This is a genomic window from Paenibacillus sp. KS1 (assembly GCF_001680695.1).
GTDB lineage: Bacteria > Bacillota > Bacilli > Paenibacillales > Paenibacillaceae > Paenibacillus_B > Paenibacillus_B suaedae.
The window spans coordinates 50,972-73,167 of sequence record NZ_MAIS01000014.1 but is presented as its reverse complement, the minus strand read 5'-3'; the positions used below and the strand labels follow the sequence as shown (position 1 = coordinate 73,167).

General features: G+C 45.8%; 25 protein-coding genes and 1 riboswitch. Of the genes, 18 read left to right on the top strand and 7 right to left on the bottom strand.

What is annotated here, in order from left to right:
- Positions 1-190 precede the first annotated feature (190 nt).
- Together BBG47_RS07170 and BBG47_RS07165 are read left to right on the top strand one after the other, a co-directional pair.
- Complete coding sequence (locus BBG47_RS07170; protein ID WP_021253660.1) at positions 191-700, top strand: hypothetical protein; 510 nt, start codon at positions 191-193, stop codon at positions 698-700.
- Positions 701-734: 34 nt separating this feature from the next.
- The gene (locus BBG47_RS07165) at positions 735-1,037 is read left to right on the top strand and encodes an antibiotic biosynthesis monooxygenase family protein (protein WP_065291152.1); all 303 of its coding nucleotides are present in this window, start codon (positions 735-737) and stop codon (positions 1,035-1,037) included.
- A gap of 7 nt (positions 1,038-1,044) precedes the next feature.
- Here the strand turns inward: BBG47_RS07165 and BBG47_RS07160 are convergent, their stop codons facing one another.
- Entirely contained in the window at positions 1,045-1,734 is a 690-nt protein-coding gene (locus BBG47_RS07160) for a DUF421 domain-containing protein (RefSeq protein WP_065291151.1), read from the bottom strand.
- Between the two features lie 174 nt (positions 1,735-1,908).
- Here BBG47_RS07160 and BBG47_RS28895 point away from each other — a divergent pair, with 174 nt between their 5' ends.
- The 4 genes from BBG47_RS28895 to BBG47_RS07145 all read left to right on the top strand — a co-directional run bounded on the left by BBG47_RS28895 (position 1,909) and on the right by BBG47_RS07145 (position 4,057).
- Positions 1,909-2,367 (top strand): hypothetical protein, encoded by a 459-nt coding sequence (locus tag BBG47_RS28895; protein WP_083189130.1) that lies wholly within the window; start codon positions 1,909-1,911, stop codon positions 2,365-2,367.
- A 272-nt stretch (positions 2,368-2,639) separates the two neighbouring features.
- A complete protein-coding gene (locus BBG47_RS28890; RefSeq protein WP_175400498.1) occupies positions 2,640-2,978 on the top strand; it encodes a hypothetical protein in 339 nt (112 codons plus the stop codon).
- 33 nt (positions 2,979-3,011) lie between these two features.
- A complete protein-coding gene (locus tag BBG47_RS07150; protein ID WP_254659766.1) occupies positions 3,012-3,620 on the top strand; it encodes a DUF1697 domain-containing protein in 609 nt (202 codons plus the stop codon).
- Positions 3,621-3,712: 92 nt separating this feature from the next.
- Positions 3,713-4,057, top strand: coding sequence for an ArsR/SmtB family transcription factor (locus tag BBG47_RS07145; protein WP_065291150.1), 345 nt, complete (start codon positions 3,713-3,715; stop codon positions 4,055-4,057).
- Between the two features lie 43 nt (positions 4,058-4,100).
- On the opposite strand, the gene BBG47_RS07140 is transcribed toward BBG47_RS07145, so the two are convergent.
- Positions 4,101-4,475, bottom strand: coding sequence for a VOC family protein (locus tag BBG47_RS07140; RefSeq protein ID WP_065291149.1), 375 nt, complete (start codon positions 4,473-4,475; stop codon positions 4,101-4,103).
- A gap of 181 nt (positions 4,476-4,656) precedes the next feature.
- Here BBG47_RS07140 and BBG47_RS07135 point away from each other — a divergent pair, with 181 nt between their 5' ends.
- Positions 4,657-5,592 carry a DMT family transporter gene (locus BBG47_RS07135; protein ID WP_065291148.1) on the top strand — a complete coding sequence of 312 codons (936 nt, stop codon included), beginning with the start codon at positions 4,657-4,659 and terminating at the stop codon, positions 5,590-5,592.
- A gap of 219 nt (positions 5,593-5,811) precedes the next feature.
- Here BBG47_RS07135 and BBG47_RS07130 read toward each other — a convergent pair whose 3' ends face one another.
- The 4 genes from BBG47_RS07130 to BBG47_RS07115 form a co-directional block, all read right to left on the bottom strand.
- The gene (locus tag BBG47_RS07130) at positions 5,812-6,600 is read right to left on the bottom strand and encodes an energy-coupling factor transporter transmembrane component T family protein (protein WP_065291147.1); all 789 of its coding nucleotides are present in this window, start codon (positions 6,598-6,600) and stop codon (positions 5,812-5,814) included.
- Entirely contained in the window at positions 6,597-8,180 is a 1,584-nt protein-coding gene (locus BBG47_RS07125; RefSeq protein ID WP_065291146.1) for an ABC transporter ATP-binding protein, read from the bottom strand. The genes BBG47_RS07130 and BBG47_RS07125 overlap by 4 nt, the downstream gene beginning before the upstream one ends.
- Before the next feature lie 64 nt (positions 8,181-8,244).
- Positions 8,245-8,841 (bottom strand): ECF transporter S component, encoded by a 597-nt coding sequence (locus BBG47_RS07120; RefSeq protein WP_065291145.1) that lies wholly within the window; start codon positions 8,839-8,841, stop codon positions 8,245-8,247.
- Between the two features lie 89 nt (positions 8,842-8,930).
- Positions 8,931-9,044, bottom strand: a riboswitch (TPP riboswitch).
- A gap of 216 nt (positions 9,045-9,260) precedes the next feature.
- Positions 9,261-10,676 (bottom strand): MFS transporter, encoded by a 1,416-nt coding sequence (locus BBG47_RS07115; protein WP_065291165.1) that lies wholly within the window; start codon positions 10,674-10,676, stop codon positions 9,261-9,263.
- Between the two features lie 239 nt (positions 10,677-10,915).
- On the opposite strand from BBG47_RS07115, the gene BBG47_RS07110 reads away from it, so the two are divergent.
- From BBG47_RS07110 to BBG47_RS07065, 9 genes are all read left to right on the top strand, one after another.
- Complete coding sequence (locus tag BBG47_RS07110; RefSeq protein WP_065291144.1) at positions 10,916-11,569, top strand: response regulator transcription factor; 654 nt, start codon at positions 10,916-10,918, stop codon at positions 11,567-11,569.
- Entirely contained in the window at positions 11,562-12,962 is a 1,401-nt protein-coding gene (locus BBG47_RS07105) for a sensor histidine kinase (protein ID WP_065291143.1), read from the top strand. The genes BBG47_RS07110 and BBG47_RS07105 overlap by 8 nt, the downstream gene beginning before the upstream one ends.
- Positions 12,963-13,143: 181 nt before the next feature.
- A complete protein-coding gene (locus BBG47_RS07100; RefSeq protein ID WP_065291142.1) occupies positions 13,144-14,019 on the top strand; it encodes a metallophosphoesterase in 876 nt (291 codons plus the stop codon).
- Positions 14,020-14,221: 202 nt separating this feature from the next.
- A complete protein-coding gene (locus tag BBG47_RS07095) occupies positions 14,222-14,944 on the top strand; it encodes a response regulator transcription factor (protein ID WP_065291141.1) in 723 nt (240 codons plus the stop codon).
- Positions 14,934-15,974, top strand: coding sequence for a sensor histidine kinase (locus BBG47_RS07090; protein WP_065291140.1), 1,041 nt, complete (start codon positions 14,934-14,936; stop codon positions 15,972-15,974). Before BBG47_RS07095 ends, BBG47_RS07090 begins: the two co-directional genes overlap by 11 nt.
- Before the next feature lie 75 nt (positions 15,975-16,049).
- Positions 16,050-16,970: an ABC transporter ATP-binding protein gene (locus tag BBG47_RS07085; RefSeq protein WP_065291139.1), complete on the top strand. Its 921-nt coding sequence runs from the start codon at positions 16,050-16,052 to the stop codon at positions 16,968-16,970.
- A complete protein-coding gene (locus BBG47_RS07080) occupies positions 16,963-17,697 on the top strand; it encodes an ABC transporter permease (protein ID WP_065291138.1) in 735 nt (244 codons plus the stop codon). Before BBG47_RS07085 ends, BBG47_RS07080 begins: the two co-directional genes overlap by 8 nt.
- Before the next feature lie 552 nt (positions 17,698-18,249).
- Positions 18,250-18,429: an alpha/beta fold hydrolase gene (locus BBG47_RS31190; protein ID WP_065291136.1), complete on the top strand. Its 180-nt coding sequence runs from the start codon at positions 18,250-18,252 to the stop codon at positions 18,427-18,429.
- A 1-nt stretch (position 18,430) separates the two neighbouring features.
- Positions 18,431-18,670 (top strand): alpha/beta fold hydrolase, encoded by a 240-nt coding sequence (locus tag BBG47_RS07065; RefSeq protein ID WP_065291135.1) that lies wholly within the window; start codon positions 18,431-18,433, stop codon positions 18,668-18,670.
- Between the two features lie 156 nt (positions 18,671-18,826).
- Here the strand turns inward: BBG47_RS07065 and BBG47_RS07060 are convergent, their stop codons facing one another.
- Positions 18,827-19,108: a hypothetical protein gene (locus BBG47_RS07060; protein ID WP_065291134.1), complete on the bottom strand. Its 282-nt coding sequence runs from the start codon at positions 19,106-19,108 to the stop codon at positions 18,827-18,829.
- 617 nt (positions 19,109-19,725) lie between these two features.
- Here BBG47_RS07060 and nrdI point away from each other — a divergent pair.
- The gene (gene nrdI / locus BBG47_RS07055) at positions 19,726-20,097 is read left to right on the top strand and encodes a class Ib ribonucleoside-diphosphate reductase assembly flavoprotein NrdI (RefSeq protein WP_021253639.1); all 372 of its coding nucleotides are present in this window, start codon (positions 19,726-19,728) and stop codon (positions 20,095-20,097) included.
- The gene (gene nrdE, locus BBG47_RS07050; protein WP_065291133.1) at positions 20,066-22,162 is read left to right on the top strand and encodes a class 1b ribonucleoside-diphosphate reductase subunit alpha; all 2,097 of its coding nucleotides are present in this window, start codon (positions 20,066-20,068) and stop codon (positions 22,160-22,162) included. Before nrdI ends, nrdE begins: the two co-directional genes overlap by 32 nt.
- Positions 22,163-22,196 lie beyond the last annotated feature (34 nt).

Sequence of the window (22,196 nt, the reverse complement as noted above, 5' to 3'; positions counted from 1 at the left end):
GGTGAAGCCTCCTTCTCATAAGGCAGGCTTTTTTTGTTGCGCTGAAATAGTGCCTTTGTGTTGAAACATGTGTTTTCGATTCGCTCTAATAAATGTGTTCGTAAGGTAGAATTACCGACCCTGAATATAATTGTGTCTTTATTGTGAAAAATATGTGTCAATTCCGTTAACGTTAATGGTATAATAAGGAATGACAACAAAGAAACTTCATACAACCTATCATGCATATCAGAATGGGGCGGATGAAATGAATTATCAGGTGAAGGTTCCTACGCGAACAAAAGCGATATTGGGAGGATCTCTGTTATTCAGTGCAGGAATGCTGCAAATTGCGGCCATGACAGAGCGGACATTTCCTGTATTGTTCTTCATGCAGATGGCGGTTATTGGCATTGTCATAATGTCATTGATCGCGGGAGCATACGCGACATGGGTTAAGCGGACAGTCGAAATACATCCAACTTCAGACACGATTCGCTTGCATGGCAATGTGTATCATGCAAATGAGATCGAATCCATTAAGATAAAAGGCGTCAATTCCCCTGCAATCGGTATACAATTAAAATCGAAGCATATAATTCCGTTGAAATGTTGTTTTTCCTTCACGAAGGGAGATCAGCGTGGAAATGATGAGCTTCTGAAGTGGGCGGAACGCAATGGCGTTCCCGTAAAGCAAACATACTTCATTACGTGGATTTAACAAGAGAGGATATGCTAGGGAAGGAGGCGCTGAAATGATTCGAGAAGTTGCAACATTATCCATTAAGGCTGGTATGCGCAATGATTTCGAAAGCGCCTTCCGTCATGCATCTTCGATATTGGAAGCTGCAAGAGGGTATATCACACATGAATTGCATAAATGTGTAGAGGCTGCCGATCGTTACATGGTGATTGTGCAGTGGCACTCTTTGAAAGAGCATGCGGTTGGTTTTCGTCATACCGTGCAATATGAACAATGGAATGCGCTGCTGGAAGCTTTTTATGAGTCACCTCCACAGGTGGAGCATTATGTGCAAATCCCGGTTCACTTGAAGTAGTGTGTTATCATTTCATGTTGTCTACTCTTTTGTCTATATACAGCGTGCCGTCACGTTGTATCTCCGCATAGAAGATTTCCTCGATTTGCTCGGGAGAGCATCCTGCTTTACGCAGCGCTTGGCTTAACCATTCCTTCGTCAGGTTAAGGTCAAGGAGATTTTTATAGACGATGGAGCCATCAACGATAATCTCGGTAGGCACATACAATGTAGGTTGCACGCACACTTTCAGGTCCTCTTTCGTAGGGGACTCTTTTTCGGCTTTTTTGAGCACACTCATTCGTCCATGCGGTTCCAGAATTGCATAATCAACATCTTGAATGGAGAAGACATCCTTTTCGCGAAGCAGCATGCTAATATCATCCATGTTGAGATGCATGGACGCCATTGCTTTTTCGAGAATCTTTCCTTTTTTTATGACAATGGTAGGTTCACCGTCTAAGAGTACGCGAATACGTGGGAACTTTAAGGACAGCTTACCGATCCCTATTGTTAGCAGGCTCCATACTGTTAAACTTATGATTCCGTCAACAATGGAAATATGAGTCTCAATTGCGATATCCGCAGCGATAGAACCGAATGTGATTCCAGTGATGTAGTTGAATAAGGTAATGTGGCTCATTTGTTTTTTGCCTAGCAATCGGCTAAATGCAAGCAAAGAGATGAAAGCAAATATAGTACGAGCTATGATGTCCACCGATGCACGCTCCTTTGTAATTGGAGTTTGTCCCACCCTCTTTGATATTATTCGAATATAAGTCCTGACTACGGATACATAGAGTAAGTTTTTTGCAGCAAAAGGCTAAGTGATCATCCATCTACATAGGATATAGGGTTGCTGAAGCTGCTATAGATGAGGGGGATATACATAATGGCTTGTCAACAAGAAGATCTGACCGTTGATATAATAAATGTACCTACTTCTGTATTTGTTGATGTAGAAAGTGCGATCGCCAGTGATCAACGCCGCTTACTGGTTAGCGATAATCCTGAGATATTAAATGAGTCCTCATTCCCGGGGACAGCGTGCACCTTATGGCATGATATCGTGTGCTCCGATGAGGAATCTGTCACGCATCGCCTATTCGGATGGCATCGCAATGAAACAGGACAGCCGCTGCAGCTGGGGGTGACTGTACAAAACCTGTCCACATCTACCCGGATAGCCATTCAGCATATCCGTAGGGATATCCATATTCAGCCGGTGTCAGATCAGATGATTCAAGTAGGACAATGTCTTGCAAAGTCTTGTTTAAGCGGAACGCTGGATCATTATACTTCCGTAGACCAACACGCAGATGTGACTAGCACAGCAATGATTGAGTCGTAAGGCTCGATACCAACTATTTTGCAGGGTTCATCTATGAGTTCACGATAGAACGGGATTCAGGGGCAGGGGAGACGGAGTATGCGATCCGTACAGTCGCAAGTCGGGACGTCACTGCCGATATAAGACTCATTCATTCAGATCCGCTGACTCCGTACGGCACTCATCCTAGAGGAAGCTGGCCTTATGCCGAGGTTCATGCTAGTATGCCTGCCTATGTTATAGGGACAGAGTGTGTATACCGTGTGTGTGCCCGAAAGAAGATGAATGGAGAAGTGGCTTCAGATTTTTTGTTTGCCGCAAATGCTAGCGAATTACGGGAAGGTGCGGTTGATAATACCGGTCAATTCGGTGCTATTTACTTGGTGGATATTCCGCTGCATAATGATACGGAGGAAGAAGCGGTTGTTAGCATTTATGTAAATCCTAGAGGGGGAGCATTTGCAGGGGCTATATTCGTTGATGGAAAAGTAATCGGTGTACCGCTCATGATGGACAACACGAATGTATGCTTGATCGCGAAGGTTGTGGCTCCTGTTGGTGTTCGCACCTTTCAATGCAAATTGATGACGGCAGGGGAATCCAATTTACCGCTCGGCATTTATTTGAAGTAGTGGTTTGAAGTTTTGTGTGAAGTAGTTATGGAAATGAAGAAGATACTGAGGGATGTGGTCGGACCGATGCAAATGTATGTCGGGTTACTGCGTGGAGTTAACGTAGGTGGCAAAAACAAGATAAAAATGGCAGATTTGAAGCTTCTTCTTGAAAATATGGGACTTACCCATGTACGAACGCTGCTGCAGAGCGGCAATGTTGTATTTGCTTCATCAGAAGCAAGGGAATGGCTAGAAGCACGAATTCAGGAGGAAATAGGGAATGCATTTGGCTTCAAGCCGAACGTCATGCTGCGCACGGCTCAGGAAATGAAGGCTATTGTAGCTGAATGTCCGTATGATGCAGCTGTGCTGAAGGAAGGAGAGGGGATTCAGATTACAATGTGCAAGGACGAGCCTTCGCCTGACACCGCCAGTATATTGTCTAATGGTATGCAAGAAGTTGATGAATTCCAGATACAAGGCCGTGAGATATATTGTTTGTATCGCCAGAGTGTTCTGGATTCGAAACTGGCAAATAATTTCCAAAAGTTAGGATCGAATGTAACGACACGGAATTGGAATACAATGACGAAACTTGCGGCGCTTGCGGGTGAATTTGATGATTTCCTGCAGCGTGAGAATGGCAATGGAAATGATTAATCTATTGGTTCGTGCGATGGAGACTTACTCTATTGACAAAATGGGTATTTTCACATCATAATATGTAATGTTTAAACATATAAACATATGAGGTGAGAATCATCACGACTGAGCACGGACAATATGATTGCAGCAGTAACAAAGAGCAGGTGCTGGAGAAGTTCCAGCAGGCGACCCCCATTTTTCAAGCGCTTGGAGACACGAATCGGCAGCAGATTATTATACTCCTACTTGAACATAGCGCTCTGAATGTGAACCAAATCACCGAACATATGGAGATATCGAGACCGGCCGTCTCGCACCATCTGAAAATCTTAAGACAAGCCGGGCTCATCACGTTCGACAAGCAGGCGAATGAGAAGCTGTATTCCTTGCGTGCAGGGGGATTTATGACGACGATTAAAGAGTTGATGCTGTCCATTGAAGCGGGAGTATAACCAATGAAGGCAGATTGGTTCGGATAGAAGAATGCGTATCGTGTTACAGGTACTCCATGAATTCAAGTCGATTTCCAAATGGATCGTTTACATAGAATCGAATTACACCTTCTTCTATCCGGGCGGAGTCGTCGGTCACTTCAATATGATGCTGCAGGAGATGGGACTGTAAGGATTCAAGATTGGTAACAACGAAGGCGGGATGAGCTTTTGTCGCAGGAATGAAGTCTTGCTGCACGCCGATATGCACTTGGTGACTTCCGCATTGGAACCATACACCTCCACGCTGCTGAAGAGCTTCGGGCTTCGGAATCTCTGCCCAGCCCAATAATTCGTGATAGAATTTCCGTGCTACGGATTCACATTCGACGGGGGCGGCTAACTGGATATGGTCAAGACCATGAAAGATGTGGGACATGAGTAACCTCCTTTGCTGTTCCATTCAGTGGAACACAGTTTCAAATTCCTAATCCTATTATATAGGATCAAGATGTAACATCCAATGGGTAAAGTGTTTCTGTGCAAGAAGTGCTTATTTTTTTTGCTAAGTATGTTTAAATGTTTAAACATATTATCTAATTAAAGGGTGAACGATTATCATGAGTAATCAAAAGTCTAACCGAAGCATTTATGTGCTTATGCTGCTCGTGCCGTTATTTTGGGGTGGATCATTTTCTACAGCAGCTCATGTCATTACCGAGATTCCTCCACTCGTAGCCGCAACGATTCGATTTGCATTGGCAGGGATGATCTTAGCGGTGCTGCTCACGATGCGATCAGAGTGGAATATCCGTGCATGGAAGGATAATTGGAAGGGGCTTCTCATTGTATCGCTTACGGGAATTTTCGGATACAATGCGTTGTTCTTTATGGCGCTGCATTATACGTCTGCAATTAACGGTTCACTCATCATTGCGACGATGCCGCTGTTCGTATCGCTTGGTGCGATGTTATTCTTCAAGGAACGATGGAGCGGCAAGTTTGGGATTAGCCTTGCGCTGTCCTTCATCGGTGTGGTTATCGTAATTACGAAGGGCTCATGGCACCGATTAGCTAGCTTGTCCTTCAACGAAGGAGATTTATTGTTTCTGGCAGCATTAATGTGCGGGGTCATATATAGTCTTGTTGGGAAAAAGGTAGTGCATGATGTCTCTCCCTTGTTCACGACTACAGTAATGACCTTGTTAGGTTCTCTGTTTCTGGGAGTCAGTTCGCTATTTGAAGGGGGTTGGGGTAAAGTTCCCGATATGTCTCTGCAAGGTTGGACGGAGATGGCGTATATGGTCGTATGCGGAACGCTTATCGGTTATATTATTTTCAACCTTGGCGTGCAGCAGATCGGTGCGAGCAAGGCGAGCATATACTTGAACTTGACGCCAATCGTAACCTCACTATTGTCCGTATGGCTGTACGGCGACAGCATGACGTGGTCGATTGCTGTGGGTCTTGTCTTCGTGCTGGCAGGTGTATGCTTGGCAACCATTCAGCCGAGAGGAAGAGCTAAGACATCGATCATCAGTCAATCGGTAAAGTGACAGAAGATGAAACGTGGTCATATACCGTAAATCGAAGGTAGATTTGAATATGCAACACTCTGAAGGGATACAATCAGCCAGCTTGGACGCGTCAACAAGACTATTGTCGAATCTTATCTCCATGCTAGAGAAGAAAGAGAAGAAACTCTCCTTATTAGATCTGGGAGAGTTTCTTGGATGATAAAATAAAATTACCTATCAGATTGTATCTGAAGCCAATTAGACGGTCGAGCCGGTGAACGGGAAGTGCAGTGCGGCCATATAGGCGAGCGTAATTAATCCAACCATGAGCAGAGTGAACCATACATCGCGCCAATGGCAGCGTGTAATATAATAGTAGGTACGTGATCGACCCATCTGGAACCGCTTCGCCTCCATTGCGACAGCAACTCGCTGTGCACGGCGAATGCTCTGTGCGAGCAGTGGCAGAGCGTACATGCGTAGACGCTCATACATCCCTTTAAATCCCTTGCTGTATTGAACGCCGCGGATTTGCAGGGCATGCGTGCGAACTCGGTAATCCTCCCAGATCGCAGGGAGCAGCCGCAAGGAAGCGATGAAGCTATAAGCATATTGCGGCGGAAGCCGGAATTGCTGCATCAGCGCATAGAATAACAATATTGGCTTCGTCGTGAAGGCGAATGTAATGCCGAGCATGCCGAAGCAAAGTGTCTTCACTCCGATGACAAGTCCGCGGAGGAAGCTCTCCTCTGTAATGCGGATTATTCCCCATGACCACCATTCATGCTCCCCCTTGCCGAACAAGATCATCGTGGATGCTGTCGAGACGAACAGGAGAAGGAACGGTGTTGTCACGAACAGCAGCTTCTTCGTAGAGTGGCCGCTACATAGAAACAACAGCAGTGTGTACAAGATTAGCTGATAACATGCAAAATCAAGCTCTCGGGTAAGCAGCGCAACGATGAGCAGAGCGAGAAAGACGAGAAGCTTGAGCGCAGGGTTAACCTGATGAAGCCATGTTTCCGATTTGGGAGCGAGCAGCTTCATTTCATCTGCACCTCCCGCATTGTCTGTCCACGTGGGGAAACTTCTTGTTCGATCAGTTGGCCTTTCTCAACATGCCATATCCGATCTGCAAAACGATTCACGATATTCATGTCATGTGTCACCATGACTATGGCGGTTCCTTCTGTCCGAAGACGGTTCAACTTTTCCAATATAGCAAATGTGTTTTTAGCGTCTTGCCCGAAGGTTGGCTCATCCAGGAGCAGCATCGGACGCTTACGCATCATCGCTGTAGCGACACTTAATCTGCGTTTCTGACCAAGTGACAAATGATACGGATGCCGATCCTGTTCGATATTCAGATCGAATGATTCCAAGATTTGTTCCACTCTATGTGCAATGTCCGATTCATCCCAGTTGTTCTGCCTAGGTTCATAAGCAAGCTCATCAAAGATCGAATCCGTTAGAAACTGCATCTCAGGATTCTGAAATACGAAGGCGAGTTCGGCTGGAGGCTGCTTTCCCATATTTCTGAATCGCGGGAACCATCGCTTGCGAGCCGGTGCTATCAGCTCTTGACCCTCAATAAGATACATGCCTGTAGTACGCAGAATTTGCATAAGAGACAGCAGCAGTGTGCTCTTGCCAGCCCCGTTCTCTCCGATAATCGTAATCCATTCCCCCGGATAAATATCTACGCTGGGGACGGATATGCGACGAATTTCTTCATAGTAGCCGCTAAAATCACGCAAAGAGAGCAGTGGCTGCACAGCTTGCAGACGCGCGTAGGTGAGCCCACCGTCCTGCTTGCAATGAGGCTGTTGATATCCGTTCGCCGTTCGTTGCTGCGATATGGCTTGGAAGGCTTTTGAATAACTGTAGTCCTGCCATACACCGGGATACCATATACCATATTCAACGAGCTTATCTTTATGATGTAGAAATACGCTCTGCGGTTCACCGTCCGCAATGATTTGTCCAGTGCTGTCGAATAGCACCACACGATTGATAATGTCGATAACATGCTCGATTTTATGCTCCACGATTAGAATAGTGGAGGAATCGGCAGCTTGTTTCACGGTGTCCCAGACTTGCTTCGTTCCTTCTGGATCAAGAAGCGCTGTGGGCTCATCGAGGAACAACACCTCTGGTTCTAGCAGCAGGACGGACGCAAGCGCGAGCCGCTGCTTCATGCCTTGGGATAGCGTATGGATTTCTGTATGCAGATTGTTGAACTGCAATCCCACTCTTTCAAGTATGCCTGTCATGTATGCTGGCATTTGATCATAGGGGATCGAGAGATTTTCCAGTACAAACGCGAGCTCTTCATCTACATATGGCATGCAGAACTGGCTGTCCGGATCTTGGAATACGAAGCCCCAGCTTGAAGGAAGCTTAATCTGATCGTATTTCATCGGCACTTCAATAGAGTGGGGCATAATTCCGCTTAATACTTGCAGCAGTGTTGATTTGCCGCAACCGCTTGGCCCGAGGAGCAGTACCTTCTCGCCGGTAGAAATGTGGAAGGAGAGGTCCTTGAACAGCAAGGAATCCTCTCCTGGAAATGTTAGGCGCAAGCGGTCAACAAATGCAGACGAGTTCGCATGAGATTCCTGTTGCATGTGTAACCACCTTATTCCGAATTTGTGGCGTACGCACAAATTTTATCTATTCATATTATGCGTGCTATTGATTAAGTACCGCGTAATCCTCTTTGGATACAGGACGTATGGATTTGGTCACCCCTGTCGCTTCCAATGCGCGAACGAGCAAGCCGGCAAATACGCCAGCGAAGATGAACGCACTAATGACACGAAGTCCGTACTTCAAGACGAGCACCCATGTCTCGTAATCTGCATATCCGTAACCGAGATCGATCATGAATGAGCCGACTGCGGACAGAATGCCAGCGATGCCTGCGATGACGATGCTGTGCTTGCGGTATCCGGTCATGGTGAATGCCAATTCTGCTGCCAGACCTTGTACACAGCCATACACAATCGTCTCCAGTCCCCAAGCAGAGCCAAGAATAGCCGATAAATTAGCGGCAGCAAGACTTGCCAGGAAGCAGACGCCGGGCTTGCGAATGACCAGGTACGCGAATGGGCCAGCCATAAACCACATGCCATATGTTAATTGTCCTGCTTGCGGGAACAGCGGCTTCGCGAGACTGTAGACGCTCTCCCACATTTTGAAGATCACACCAAATACGACCCCGATCATCACGGTAATGAGAATATCCGTGAACTTTAATTTGTTGCTTCTCTGTTGTTCTGGCAACATAACCCTCTCCTTTGTTGTATAGTTAGCATACAAAAAACCGTCTGGCAACCAGACGGTAGAAGAGTCCTAGATCACAGCAGAGCATGATCACATGACAAATACAGATTCTCTACGCTGGCATTACCCAGATCAGATTAACGGTCAGTAGCGGTATACTTATCTACAATCTCAGCTTGATTCCTCAAGCCCCCGAATTTGTATGACTATGCAATTGCTCATATCATACAATATTCATGTTAGGTTGACAACGAAATGTTTACAAAAAAAACATAAAAGATACGAGGAAGTTAGAAGTCTATGAGGTTGAAATTGTTCGCTGGACAACATAGAAGAGGAGGAGTGGTGAGCGTGTTTAGGAGATTTGGAGAGAGAATAGAACAAAATGAGGATCAGGAAGAAACCCTGATCCTCATTAATAGTTAATCGTGTGAAGCTGTAGAATGTCGTCTCAATGCCAAGCTGTATACGATCCCTCCGCAAGCAAGAACTGCTATGAGCAGAATAATCAGGCCACTGTATAAGGGGAATGAAGCTTCTTCGGCAACAGCAGGCGTTAGCGAAGTCAACAGCCAACCGTGTGTAAGCAGGCCGCCGACTACAGCGATGCCGATGCCTTCAGCCATAAAGCATGCAAAACTAAGCATGCTCATTCCTTCTCCTGCTTGGTCAGGTGCTAGTGATTCTGCAACGGAAGCAGAGATAACCGTCTTAATGAATGACAACCCTCCGAACACGAGCACGAGGGCGAACGTCATCAGCCATGGAGAATCATTCCCCCATGCAATGAGCGTGACGAAACTGAATGTGACGAGACCTATTCCAGCGACAAATACAAATGAAGTTCCTCTCTTATCAACGAGAGTTCCACCGAGTATGCCGAACAGAATGACGCTGAGTGTCCCTGGGAAAATGATCGCGCTGCCGATAACGGCGGTCGAAAGTTGGTGTACATCCCGCATGAAGTAAGGAACCATCGAGATAAATCCAGCTACCGTTCCTAGCAAAATGGAACCAGCAAGCGTGCCGAGTACATATGGGCGATTAGCGAACAGGGATGGAGCAATAAACGGCTCGCGAATACGGCGGATATGGAAGGCAAACCCAAGAACGAGAATCATACTGCAGACAAGATAGAACCAGACATATGTCGTAGTAAACAAGGTAAATAGAATAATGCCTGCTGACAAGAGGGCAATGCCGATGATATCTGTTCGTCCATTGCGAGAAGGCTCCTGCGGCAGTGCGGTCAAGAAGAAGGGGAGACTGACTATCGTCATTACCGGAATGACAAACAGGTAGGACCAATGCACATAATCTGCCAGTACACCGCCTACAGCTGGGCCAATCCCTTCACCAAGCGCTACCATAGAACCAATCATGCCGAACGCCTTGCCTCGATGCTGCTCTCCAACGTAGCGAGTGACCATAACCATGATGAGTCCGGGCACGGCCGAAGCCCCGGCACCTTGTATCAATCTGGCTGCCAATACAGCTGACAAGTAGTCATGGGCAAAGAAACCGAGCAACGAGCCACTACCATAGATGAGCACACCGATGAGCAGCGGCTTCTTAATGCCGTATTGGGATGACAGGGTGCCATAAATGATGGAGCCGAGCGCGAAGGTAATCATGAAGCATGTGTTGATCCAATTCGCAACGGACGGAGTGATATTGAAATCGTATGCGATGTCGGGCAATGATACGTTGAAAACAGTCTCATTCAACACACTGAAAAAAGCTAAAAAGCTTAACCACGCGATCGATTTCTTCACATTGGGAAAGGCATACACGGGTTGTTCTTGTTCTGCCGCATCGATGCGGTTGTCATTGTTCATTTGTTCCACGAATAGGAATCCCCTTTCTCTTGCTAAAGGGGAGTTGCGCAGTTTACAGGGGTGTTATGCGTTATCCCCGATCAATACCTGCCCCAGTTGATGTTACGCACTTCATCTTAACGCCTCCTCATTATTGTTGCTTCCAGTATAGCAGTGGGGTTTTCCTTATTCAATTAAAAATGCAATAATATAGAATGCACTCAACGCAAGACATACAAGGGTAAGGAGATACAAAGTAAATGAATGTACTTATTGCAGACGATGAACCGCATATGTTGAAAATTTTAGCGGCTTATTTTGATAAAGAGGGCTTTCGAACGTTTACGGCAGAGAACGGGCGTCAAGCGCTTGAGATCTATTACAACCAGCCGCTGGACTTGGCAGTGCTCGATTGGATGATGCCGCAGATGAGCGGGATTGAGTTGTGTCGAGAAATCAAAGCGAATTCGAAGTTGAAGGTGCTCATGCTTACGGCCAAGGGAGAGCACGAAGATGAGCTGACAGCTCTTGATTCTGGAGCGGATGAGTATATTCGGAAGCCGTTCGATCCTCGGGTTTTGCTGGCGAGGGCGAAGAAGCTGCTGAACATGCAGGCACAATATCTATTCGGGGATATCCAGGTAGATATGGAAGGACAGAAGATTAGCAAGTGTGGAATTGATCTGCGGGTTACGAAGAAGGAATTTCAATTGATGAAGTTTTTTATTCTGAACAAGGGGCAGGTCTTAACGCGCAAAGCGCTGCTTGATCATGTATGGGGCTATGATTACTTCGGTGAGGAACGTACGGTAGATACGCATATACGCCGCTTGCGGGAGAAGATCGGCGAGGAATGGATACGGACGCACCGTGGTATGGGCTACAGCTTCGAGCATCCGAATAGCCATGAATAAGCTTAGTCGCAAGCTGTTTGTGCAAATTGCGCTTATTCTTGTCGTTGTGTTCGGACTCTCGTATTGTGTGAATACGTTCTTTATGCCAAATTATTTTGTCCATCAGAAGCGTGCTGCGTTGGCGGAAGCGGTGGAGAGGTTGCGCAGCATAGAGTCGAAGCAGCTCCTTGAAGAAGTTCAGCGGGTAGCGGATGATTACCATTTCACAATCGTTCATGCATCCTACGACCATGACATTGACCGCTTGAATTGGACACTGCGCGAACAATTTACGCGGGAGAGGATTGCGATGAGCAAATTCTGGCTCACGGAAGAGAGCCTTGCACAGCTAATGCGCGGCGGGACAGTTACGAAGTCGTATCAGCAGGAAAAGTTGAAGTCGAGCGTTCTCGTTACATTTGTCATGAAGGAAGGAATGATCTTCGCAGCAGGCGAATCGGTAGCCAATTCCGGCGAGACGATACGTATCGTCAATCAGTTCAATTTAATTATAGCAGTTGGTGCGCTCACACTAGCGCTACTGCTCGCTGCTTGGTTCTCCAAGCGAACAGTGAAGCCAATTGAGCAGCTTAAGAACACGGCAGAGGATATCGCAGAACAAAGATACCGGACAGTTGATATCCGAACAGGAGATGAGATTGAGGATCTTGCACATAGCATTAATACGATGAGTGATAAGCTGAAGCAGGCGCATCAAGAGTTGGAGGAGAAGAACCGGAACTTGCGTGTCCTCATTCGTGACATCTCACATGAACTGAAGACACCGCTTGCCGTGATCAAGGCATATTCCGCAGGGGTGAAGGATGGTCTGGATGACGGCACCTACATGGATGTCATACAGTCGCAAACGGATGATATGTCCGAGCTCGTTACGAAGCTGTTGGAATGGTCTCGCTTGCAGACGGAAGAGCTGAACATTGAGAATGTTCATGTCGTTAATCTTCTTGATCAAGTCATTGCGAAATATGAGCTACCTCTGCAACAGCATTCGATTGAGTTGACCTTGAATGATCAGAATGCGGAAAGCTGTTGCGTTCAGGCTGATAGGGTCAAGCTTGAAATGGTGCTGAACAATCTCGTATCGAACGCAATGAAATACACGACGAATCGGAAAATTCAGATTGATCTTACGAACAAGGATGATGCGTTAGTTCTGTTCATTCGGAATGGATGTACGTTTTCCATGACTGAAGAGCAGCTGAAGCAATTGTGGGAGCCGTTCTTTGTTGCTGACAGCTCGCGCAACAAGCAGCTTAGCGGAACGGGACTTGGCTTAGCTATTGTGAAGGGGATCCTGCAGAAACACAAGGCGGCTTATGGCGTACGACTGCATACTGGAGATATCGAATTTCATATTGTGCTTCCTCTATGCAAGCAGGGGGAGCAGATGTAAGCTGCCTTTCGAGTGGTATTTTCAATTTACTGCTGAAAGGCAGTTTTTTGTATGTAGGCAATAAATTTCATGCTCTTGCTGTTTGATGCTCATGTTCACGCAGACAGGTTTCTAGAGGGCTATTTTCATTTTGTCATATTGGCGTAACATTGGTCTCCTATGATTGGGCTGAGGTGAGATCATGAAGAACAAGAAGTGGAGCAAGCATACGATTCGTGTGTCTCTGATTGTGTTGCTTCTCCTTGCAGGAACATTATTTTATGGCATGAAGATGGAACCGAACAGCTTGAGCGTGACGAGGCAGACGATACTAAGTAGGTATATACCTCCAAGCTTTCATGGTATGAAGATTGTGCATTTTTCCGATGTTCATTTGGGGGATCATTTCAATGATGTCCAACTGCTTGAACTTGTTGATCGGATTAATCAAGAACATCCCGATATTATTGTGTTTACGGGAGATATGGTTGACAATTTCAATGCGTATGGCAATCGGAGAGAGCGTGCTCAGCGAATACTCGGACAGCTGCAAGCAACATTGGGCAAGTATGCCGTATTCGGCAATCATGATCGCGGTGGAGGCGGCAGCCGGATTTATCGGTCTTATATGGAGGAAGCAGGCTTCACTGTACTCGTGAACGCTACGGAGCAAATCCATCTCCCGAATCATGATGAATATATCACCATTAGCGGGCTTGATGATTTCTTGTTAGGTACGCCCAATATACATGGAACGCTGAAAGACATAGAACCTGACAACTTCAATTTGCTCGTCGTGCATGAGCCGGATGTTGCCGATCAAGTCATCGATTATCCGATCGACTTGCAATTATCTGGACACAGTCACGGGGGCCAAGTTCAATTGCCGTGGTACGGCACGATATACACGCCGCCATTAGCGAAGAAGTATGTTGAGGGGATGTATAAAATCGAGGGAACAACTACCCTGAACAAGCAGATGCAACTCTATGTCAATCGAGGCATCGGGACGACAGAACTGCCTGTCCGCTTCCTTAGCAAGCCGGAAATTACGGTTCATACATTGATGCATTCGTGAGAACTCTTCACAGCAATGCTTGGAGAACAGATAGGGCTCTAATTTATCCATTTGCATCCCGATGAAGGGACACGAGCGTATGGAAATTGGCAAACACGTGCAATTGGCTGCTGGATTCGTTACACTTACATTTGCAAGGAAGGATTGTAGAATGCGAATAGATATGGGGAATCTACGATAGATATAAGGGGAGAACGGAACGATGCAGCCTATTCGCGTGCTTGTCGCCGACGACGAGCGAGAGATTCGAGATTTATTGAAGAAGTACTTGGAGCGGGAATTATACACGGTAGATACAGCAGCTCACGGTGAAGAAGCGCTGCGATTGTTCGAGCAGCATAAATATAATCTTATCGTTCTCGACTTAATGATGCCTTACATAGATGGAGTAGAGGTGTGCCGCCGTATTCGCGAGAGAAGCAATGTTCCGATATTGATGCTGACAGCGAAGGACGAAGAGATGGACAAGATTGTAGGTCTGGGTATCGGGGCTGATGATTATATGACGAAGCCCTTCAGCATACATGAGCTGGTTGCAAGGAGCAAGGCATTGCTGAGAAGATTCATGATCCTAGGCAGTGAAGCCGGCAGCCTTGCAGAAGAAGGTTCAGCAACCATGCGATTTAAGGGATTAATAATTGATGTTAAAAAATACGTGGTTACCCGCAATGGGCGAGAAGTAAATCTGACCGCCAAGGAATTTGAGTTGTTGAGATTGTTCGCTTCTCATCCTGAGCAGGTATTTACGAAGACGCAGATTTTTAGACAGGTGTGGGGATCAGAATACATTGAGGACGACAATACGGTTATGGTTCATATTCGTAAGCTTCGGCTGAAAATTGAAACAGACCCCTCTGAACCGAAGCTGATTCAGACGGTGTGGGGCATTGGCTATAAGTTTACAGGTGAACGCGATGAGGCATGACAAAAACAGTCTAATGCTGGTTATTTTGTTAATGGGATTAACGATATGGTTCGTCATGGATAGTATGGCAATACAGCCTCTAGGAATTTACAGGTGGGGGCTGTTTGTTGTACTGTTCACCGTTGTAGCACTGCTGCTCTACAGACGTGTTCGGTTTCTTGCAGAGTTGAGGAATCATGCTGCCGCCGTGAAGCGTGCTGTTCGCGGCAATGTCAATACGAGACTGCTGGCGAATGAATCTGAGGCGTATGATGAGATGCTCTTTTCGATTAATGAATTAATCGAGCAGATGGAGAAGCTTCAAGTGAATGCAATTCGATCCGATGCTGCCCGCAAGAGGCTTCTCGCTAATATCTCGCACGATATACGGACACCGCTTACTTCGATTATCGGTTATGTTGATGCATTGCAGGATGAACATATCTCTTCAGAGCAAGAGAGGGATGAGTACGTTGCGATTATTTCAGCGAAGGCACAAGCGCTTAAGGAATTGATTGATCATATCTTCCAGATGGCGAAGCTGGATGCCGATGAAGTCGAGATGAGATGGGAGTCGTTAGATGCTGCAGAGCTGCTGAGGGAAGCGCTGATTTCATTCCTGCCGGATTTGAAGAAGAACGGTATGGATCTAGCGGTTCAGATTCCTGAGGAGTCCTGTATGGTTGCAATGGATCGCTATGGGTATATACGAATTTTGAACAACCTGATCAAGAACGCGATACAGTACGGCAAGGAAGGTCAGTTGTTAGGGGTGGAACTAGAGTGGAATGAGTCGAACATTGCCATAACGATATGGGATAGAGGGCCGGGCATTCCGGCGGACGAGTTATCGAAGATATTTGAGCGCACCTACCGCTCCGAACGATCACGGAATCTGCTGCATGGCGGTAGTGGGCTAGGACTAGCAATTACGAAGGCGTTTGTCGATAAGCTTGGCGGGCACATCTCCGTGTTGAGCGAGCCGCACGTCCGAACAGCCTTTATCGTCAATATTCCAATTCGAAAGACATTGCCACCAGTTAAGAGATAGTTAAGAACTCATTAAGCAGCATTTAAATTCATCCCCTTACGATAATAGTAGACTTACATACTCAGGAGGTGCTGCATGAGCACGATCATACGTACGACCCGGCTCACGAAGCAGTATGGGGAACAGATTGCTGTTCATGATCTGAACATGCATGTGAAGCAGGGCGAAATATACGGCTTTCTCGGTCGCAATGGCGCTGGCAAAACAACGACTATCCGCATGCTGCTCGGATTAATTAAGCCTACAGAAGGGGAAATTGAGCTATTCGGGCAGCGATTGAACGCTAAGCCTAGAGAAATCCTATCCAGAATCGGCTCGATGGTGGAGCATCCCGGATTCTATGAGAATTTAACGGCATATGAGAACTTGCTCATTAATGCGAAGCTGATGGGCGTATACAAACGTAATGCGTTGGAGGAAGCACTAGAAACGGTCGGGCTGCAGGAAGAGACGAAGAAGCTGGTAGGTCAATATTCGATGGGGATGAAGCAGCGACTCGGGATTGCTAGGGCGATCCTGCATCATCCAGAGCTGCTTATTCTCGATGAGCCAACGAATGGCCTTGATCCGATTGGCATTAAGGAGATGCGCAAGCTCATTAAGTCATTAGCGGTAGAACGAAACATTACTGTGCTTATATCCAGTCATATTTTATCTGAGGTTGAACAGCTTGCCGACCAGCTTGGAATTATCCATGAGGGGAAGTTGCTTGAGGAAATTTCAATTGGAGAGCTGCATAAACGAAATCGCAGATATATCGAGTTCCGTGTGTCCAATGACAATAAGGCAGCGATGCTGCTCGAGTCGCAAGCGGGCGTCCATGATTATGAAATCCATGGTGACGGATTGATACGTGTATATTCACGGATTGGAGAACAGAACAAGCTGAATAAGATGTTCGTTCAGAACGATATTGATGTGTTCAAAATGACGCTCCACGAGGACACGCTTGAAGATTATTTTGTAAAGCGGATTGGCGGTGGTACAATTGGTTAATTTGCTCTATACCGAATTATTAAAGCTGAAACGATCGAAGATGTTTCTCGTGAGTATAATTGGGGCGTCTGCCGCACCGATTATGATGTTCATCGCCTACTTGAGCCAGATGAAGCGTGATCCAGAGAAAGTAATCCCTTTCGAAATTTCCTTTTATAATACAAATCTGAATGTGATGCTGCTGCTTGGAGTGCTGTTGTATGGTGTTATTACTGCATATTTATTCAATCGAGAATTTGTGGAAGATACACTTAAGAACCTGCTTACAATCCCGGTATCAAGAGTTGCTCTAATCGCGAGCAAAATGCTAATGCTATTCATCTGGATACTTCTATTGACGATGGTGGCATGGGTGCTTACATTAGGTTTCGCATTTTTTATCAAATCAGACGTGCTAAGTGCTGCGGTTCTATTGTCATCATTGCGTGACTATGTACTAGGTGCTGTCCTTATGTTTCTGTTGTCCACACCGACGATTTGGGTAACCTTCTTATTCAAAAACTATGTGCCGACCATCATGTTCACAGCGGTAATCACGTTAGGGAATGTTACCGTGATCAGCTCCGATTACAAGGCGCTGTTTCCTTGGTCAGCTGCGCATGTAATTGTGACCCAAAGTTATGTAGCGGATTATCCACCGCTATACTCGTTTATTGCGGTTGGTATCACTTCGCTATTCGGCTTAGCAGCAAGCGTTCTGTATTTCAACAGAATGGATATTAAATAAAGTGAAATATATAGGAAGTTAAATGATGAAGATCGGCCTCCGGGTCGGTCTTTTTTATGTTCACTGTAGAGGGGATGGGGGTAGAGGCAATATGAATGAGATGGGGAATAGGTAGGCATTGCAAAAAAATATAATCTCTTATTTTCTTAGCGCTCCTTCTTTGCATGGTTATGCACATTGCTGCTTGAAGAGACAAAAAGGAGTGATGTTCGGCATGGAGCAGACTCTGTTTTTCTGTGATTATGTTGAACAACACTGTCACAATGGCTCGAATCCGTGCGGTTGCCTGGGAAATGAAAGTACCAGCACGGGAAATGAGTATGGTTTGCTGGGGAAATTCCATCGAGTAAGGAAACAATCTTAACGGGTTTGTTTCTCCATTTGGATACTGGCGATGACTAGAATGGGAGCGTAGCGCTTCTGTGAAAGGTATGGCTAGGAAAATCAAAAAATCATTGATCTGAATATTGAACCAAATCTAATATAAGAGGTGAAAGAATCAATAAAAAGCCACATGGGAGGGAGCATGAATGGATCTGAACTACTCGATTTATGGAACAGGTGACCTTAGTTGGGCATTCCATAGGCGGAGAATTGGCTACTAACTTTACATTGTCCTCTCCGGATAGAGTCGCTCAACTGATCGCTGTTGCTCCATCCTTGACAGGTTTCATTTTCTCAGATGCACACCCAATACTTTACGCGTGTCTTCACAAAGTGGCGCAGCTTTGAGGTGATCTGGCCTCAGCCACCTGCGATCGAACAGTTGGAGAAAATCGCGGTTCCTACTTTGTTTATGTACGGGACAGTGGAGTGGGACGATATGCATCTGATCGCGCAGGAGTTCAAGCGGATACCGCGTGTTGCTTTCGTCGAAATAGCAGGTGCAGACCACATGCTCCCATTGACGCATCCTCAAGAGATGGCCTCGCATATTCAATCTTTTTTGGCAGCAACAGAGGATGAATCGTAGGGTGCAAATTTGGTGACTTTCCACGAATCAGCGGCAGTCAGACACGCATCCGGCGTCTTGTACTGCCGCTATCTCTGCATTAGTATCAGGTCTGGTCTATATCTTTAACGTTCCCCGGTAACCCATATACATACTATGCAAGTTGACAAATCATCATTAGATCGTGATCGTGCGATGTGGTTTGCTATAATGCGATGTTCCACCACCACCGACGATCACTCTTCCGCCTCTCGGAAACACCAATCGCTTGTTTATCCCGCCTGACAGTATTACCTCAACTTGAGCCCGGTTTGCAGTTGCAATGTAATTGACATACCCACTTCTTGCAATTTCCGTTCTCCAATTCCGATCAAACTCAGATCGCAGTACCCGGTTTGAATACACCTGATTTACCACATCAGATGATCTCGATGTTCGTAGCGCTTTAGATTTGCTCATCGGATGTTTCCCTCCGTCTATTCAAAATGAATTGACATGGATCACTTCTAGTAATCACCTCCAATTATTGTATGCTTGTTCATATCGGATGTTTGGATTGTTATATGTGATAATCAAAAAGTGTGCTGATTTGACTCCAATGTCTTGGTTAAATAAAAAAAGTTGAGATTGGGGAGATCGCCATCCCGTCGCTGAAAAGGGGAACAATCGAATTTTTTTATCATGTATTTCTCTACAATTCCAAAATAAATGATCTCCAATATTCGTCTGAGGTGTGGTACGATAGTAATGTTTTGTGCCAATAGTCGACATGAAATTTGATAGAGAAAGCGTCATAAAATGGACCTTGCCATTTCTCTTAAAATTGTATATGATTCTATAGCGAACTATATATAGTTGGTTGAACACGATACATACACTATATATTGTGACAGCAATTGGAATCGAGCGGCGCCACGCGCCAGATTCTAAGACATGCCTATTCAGAGATTGAGAGATTAAAGCGACAGCATACACGATATAGGGTACGCAACGTGTCGATCGTTTTGATCCTTGTTTTTGAATGAGCATTTTTTGTTCGTTCCATTTGCAAACTAGTCGAACAACGGAGGGATCACGTGCTTATCGCTTACGATTCGAAGACGGGTAACGTGAAACGATTCGTCGATAAATTGGATTTGGAGTGTGTTCGTGTAACGCCTGACACCAAGCTTAATGAACCCTTTATCCTTATTACGTACACAACCGGGTTCGGACAAGTTCCACAGTCCACGCAAGAGTTCCTGGAAGAACACAGTCATTTGCTCCAAGGTGTCGCGGCCAGCGGCAACATGAACTGGGGCACTCGGTATGGGCTTGCAGCTGACCATATTTCCAGAGAATACTCCGTCCCCGTACTGATGAAGTTTGAACTCAGCGGGACAAAACGAGATGTAGACAACTTTATTCGGGAGGTCCATGACTTTGATACCAAAATGGATACAGCTTAACAATGAAATCATGGTTCAGAAGGACGGTAAATTTCAATTTGGCAAGGATCACGATGCAGCAAAGAGCTACTTCGTTGATTATGTCAATCAAAATACAGTGTTTTTCCATAACCTTGAAGAGAAGATTCATTATTTGATCGAAAATGATTACTATGAGAAAGAGATTTTCGACCAATATGAATTTAAAGATATTAAGAAACTGTACGAGTTCCTGTACTCGAAGAAATTCCGCTTCCCATCCTTCATGAGCGCGTTCAAGTTCTACAATAACTACGCGATGAAGACGAATGATGATACGAAGTTCTTGGAACGTTATGAAGACAGACTGGCGGTTGTATCCTTGTTCTTAGCGAGCGGAGATATGAACAAAGCATTCGAATATGCAGATCTGTTGATTGCACAAGAGTATCAGCCAGCAACGCCAACCTTCCTGAATGCAGGGAAGAAGCGCAGAGGAGAGCTTGTCAGCTGCTTCCTGCTCGAAGTGAACGATTCCATGAACTCGATCGGATTTGCGATCAACTCCGCACTTCAGTTAAGTAAAATTGGCGGCGGCGTGAGCTTGAACTTGAGCAAGATTCGCGGTGCAGGCGAGCAGATCAAAGGGCTAGACGGTAAGGCAAGCGGCGTACTCCCCGTTATGAAATTGTTCGAGGATGCTTTCTCCTACGCGAACCAACTTGGACAGCGTGACGGAAGCGGCGTTGTATACTTGAACGTGTTCCATGCTGACATCCATGAATTCCTGGATACGAAGAAAATCAACAGTGATGAGAAAATCCGCATTAAGACTTTGTCGCTCGGCGTCGTTGCTCCGAACAAGTTCTTCGAGCTTGTTGAGCAGGATAAAGACATGTACTTGTTCTATCCGCACACGGTATTCCAAGCATATGGCAAGCATTTGGATGATATGGATCTCTCCGAAATGTATGATGAGCTCGTAGACAATCCGAAAGTCCGCAAAAAGAAAATTGTCGCTCGCGACCTAGTTTTGAAAATTGCACAGATTCAGATGGAATCTGGTTACCCATATATCATGTTCGTAGATAACACGAATGAATATCATGCCCTGAAAGAAATCGGCAAGGTTAAATTCTCCAACCTGTGCAGTGAGATCGCACAGCTTAGTGAAGTGTCCACGATTAACGATTACGGCATTGAGGATGAGATTAACCGCGATATTTCCTGTAACTTGGGTTCACTTAACATTGTTAACGTCATGAAGAATAAGCGGATGCGTGATACGGTTCATCGTTCTATGGACGCACTGACAGAAGTATCTGACCGCAGCAATATCAGCATCGTTCCGTCCGTAGCGAAGGCGAACCGTGAGCTTCATTCGGTAGGCCTCGGTGCAATGAACTTGCACGGTTACTTGGCGAAGAACAAGATTGCATATGAGTCCATGGAAGCAAGAGACTTCGTGCGTGCGTTCTTCATGATGCTGAACTTCTATTCCTTGGAACGTTCCATGCTGATTGCGAAAGAGCGCGGCGTGACGTTCACGGACTTTGACAAGAGTGAATATGCGAGCGGCGCATATTTCGATAGATACTTGAACACGGACTTCACTCCGAAGACAGATCGCGTGAAAGAATTGTTCGACGGTCACACGATGCCTACATTGGAAGACTGGGCTCGCTTGAAGGAGCAAGTGATGGAGCATGGCTTGTACCATGCATACCGTCTGGCAATCGCACCTACAGGCTCTATCTCGTACTTGCAGTCGTCAACAGCTTCGATCGCACCGATTACTCAGCGCATCGAGGAGCGTGAGTACGGAGATTCCAAGACGATCTATCCAATGCCTTACATTAACGATGAGAACTACTTCTATTACAAAGAAGCATATGACATGGATATGTTCAACCTGATTGACTTGGTTGCGGATGTTCAAGTTCATATTGACCAAGCGATCTCAACGGTACTGTTTGTTAAGGATGATCTGACGACTCGTGATCTTGCAAAATATTATATTTACGCACAGAAGAAGGGGCTTAAGACGCTCTACTATACACGTACGAAGAAGAAAACAATCGATGAGTGTGTAAGCTGCGTTGTCTAATTGAGCGCAATCTGCATTAAATGAGAGTTCAAAA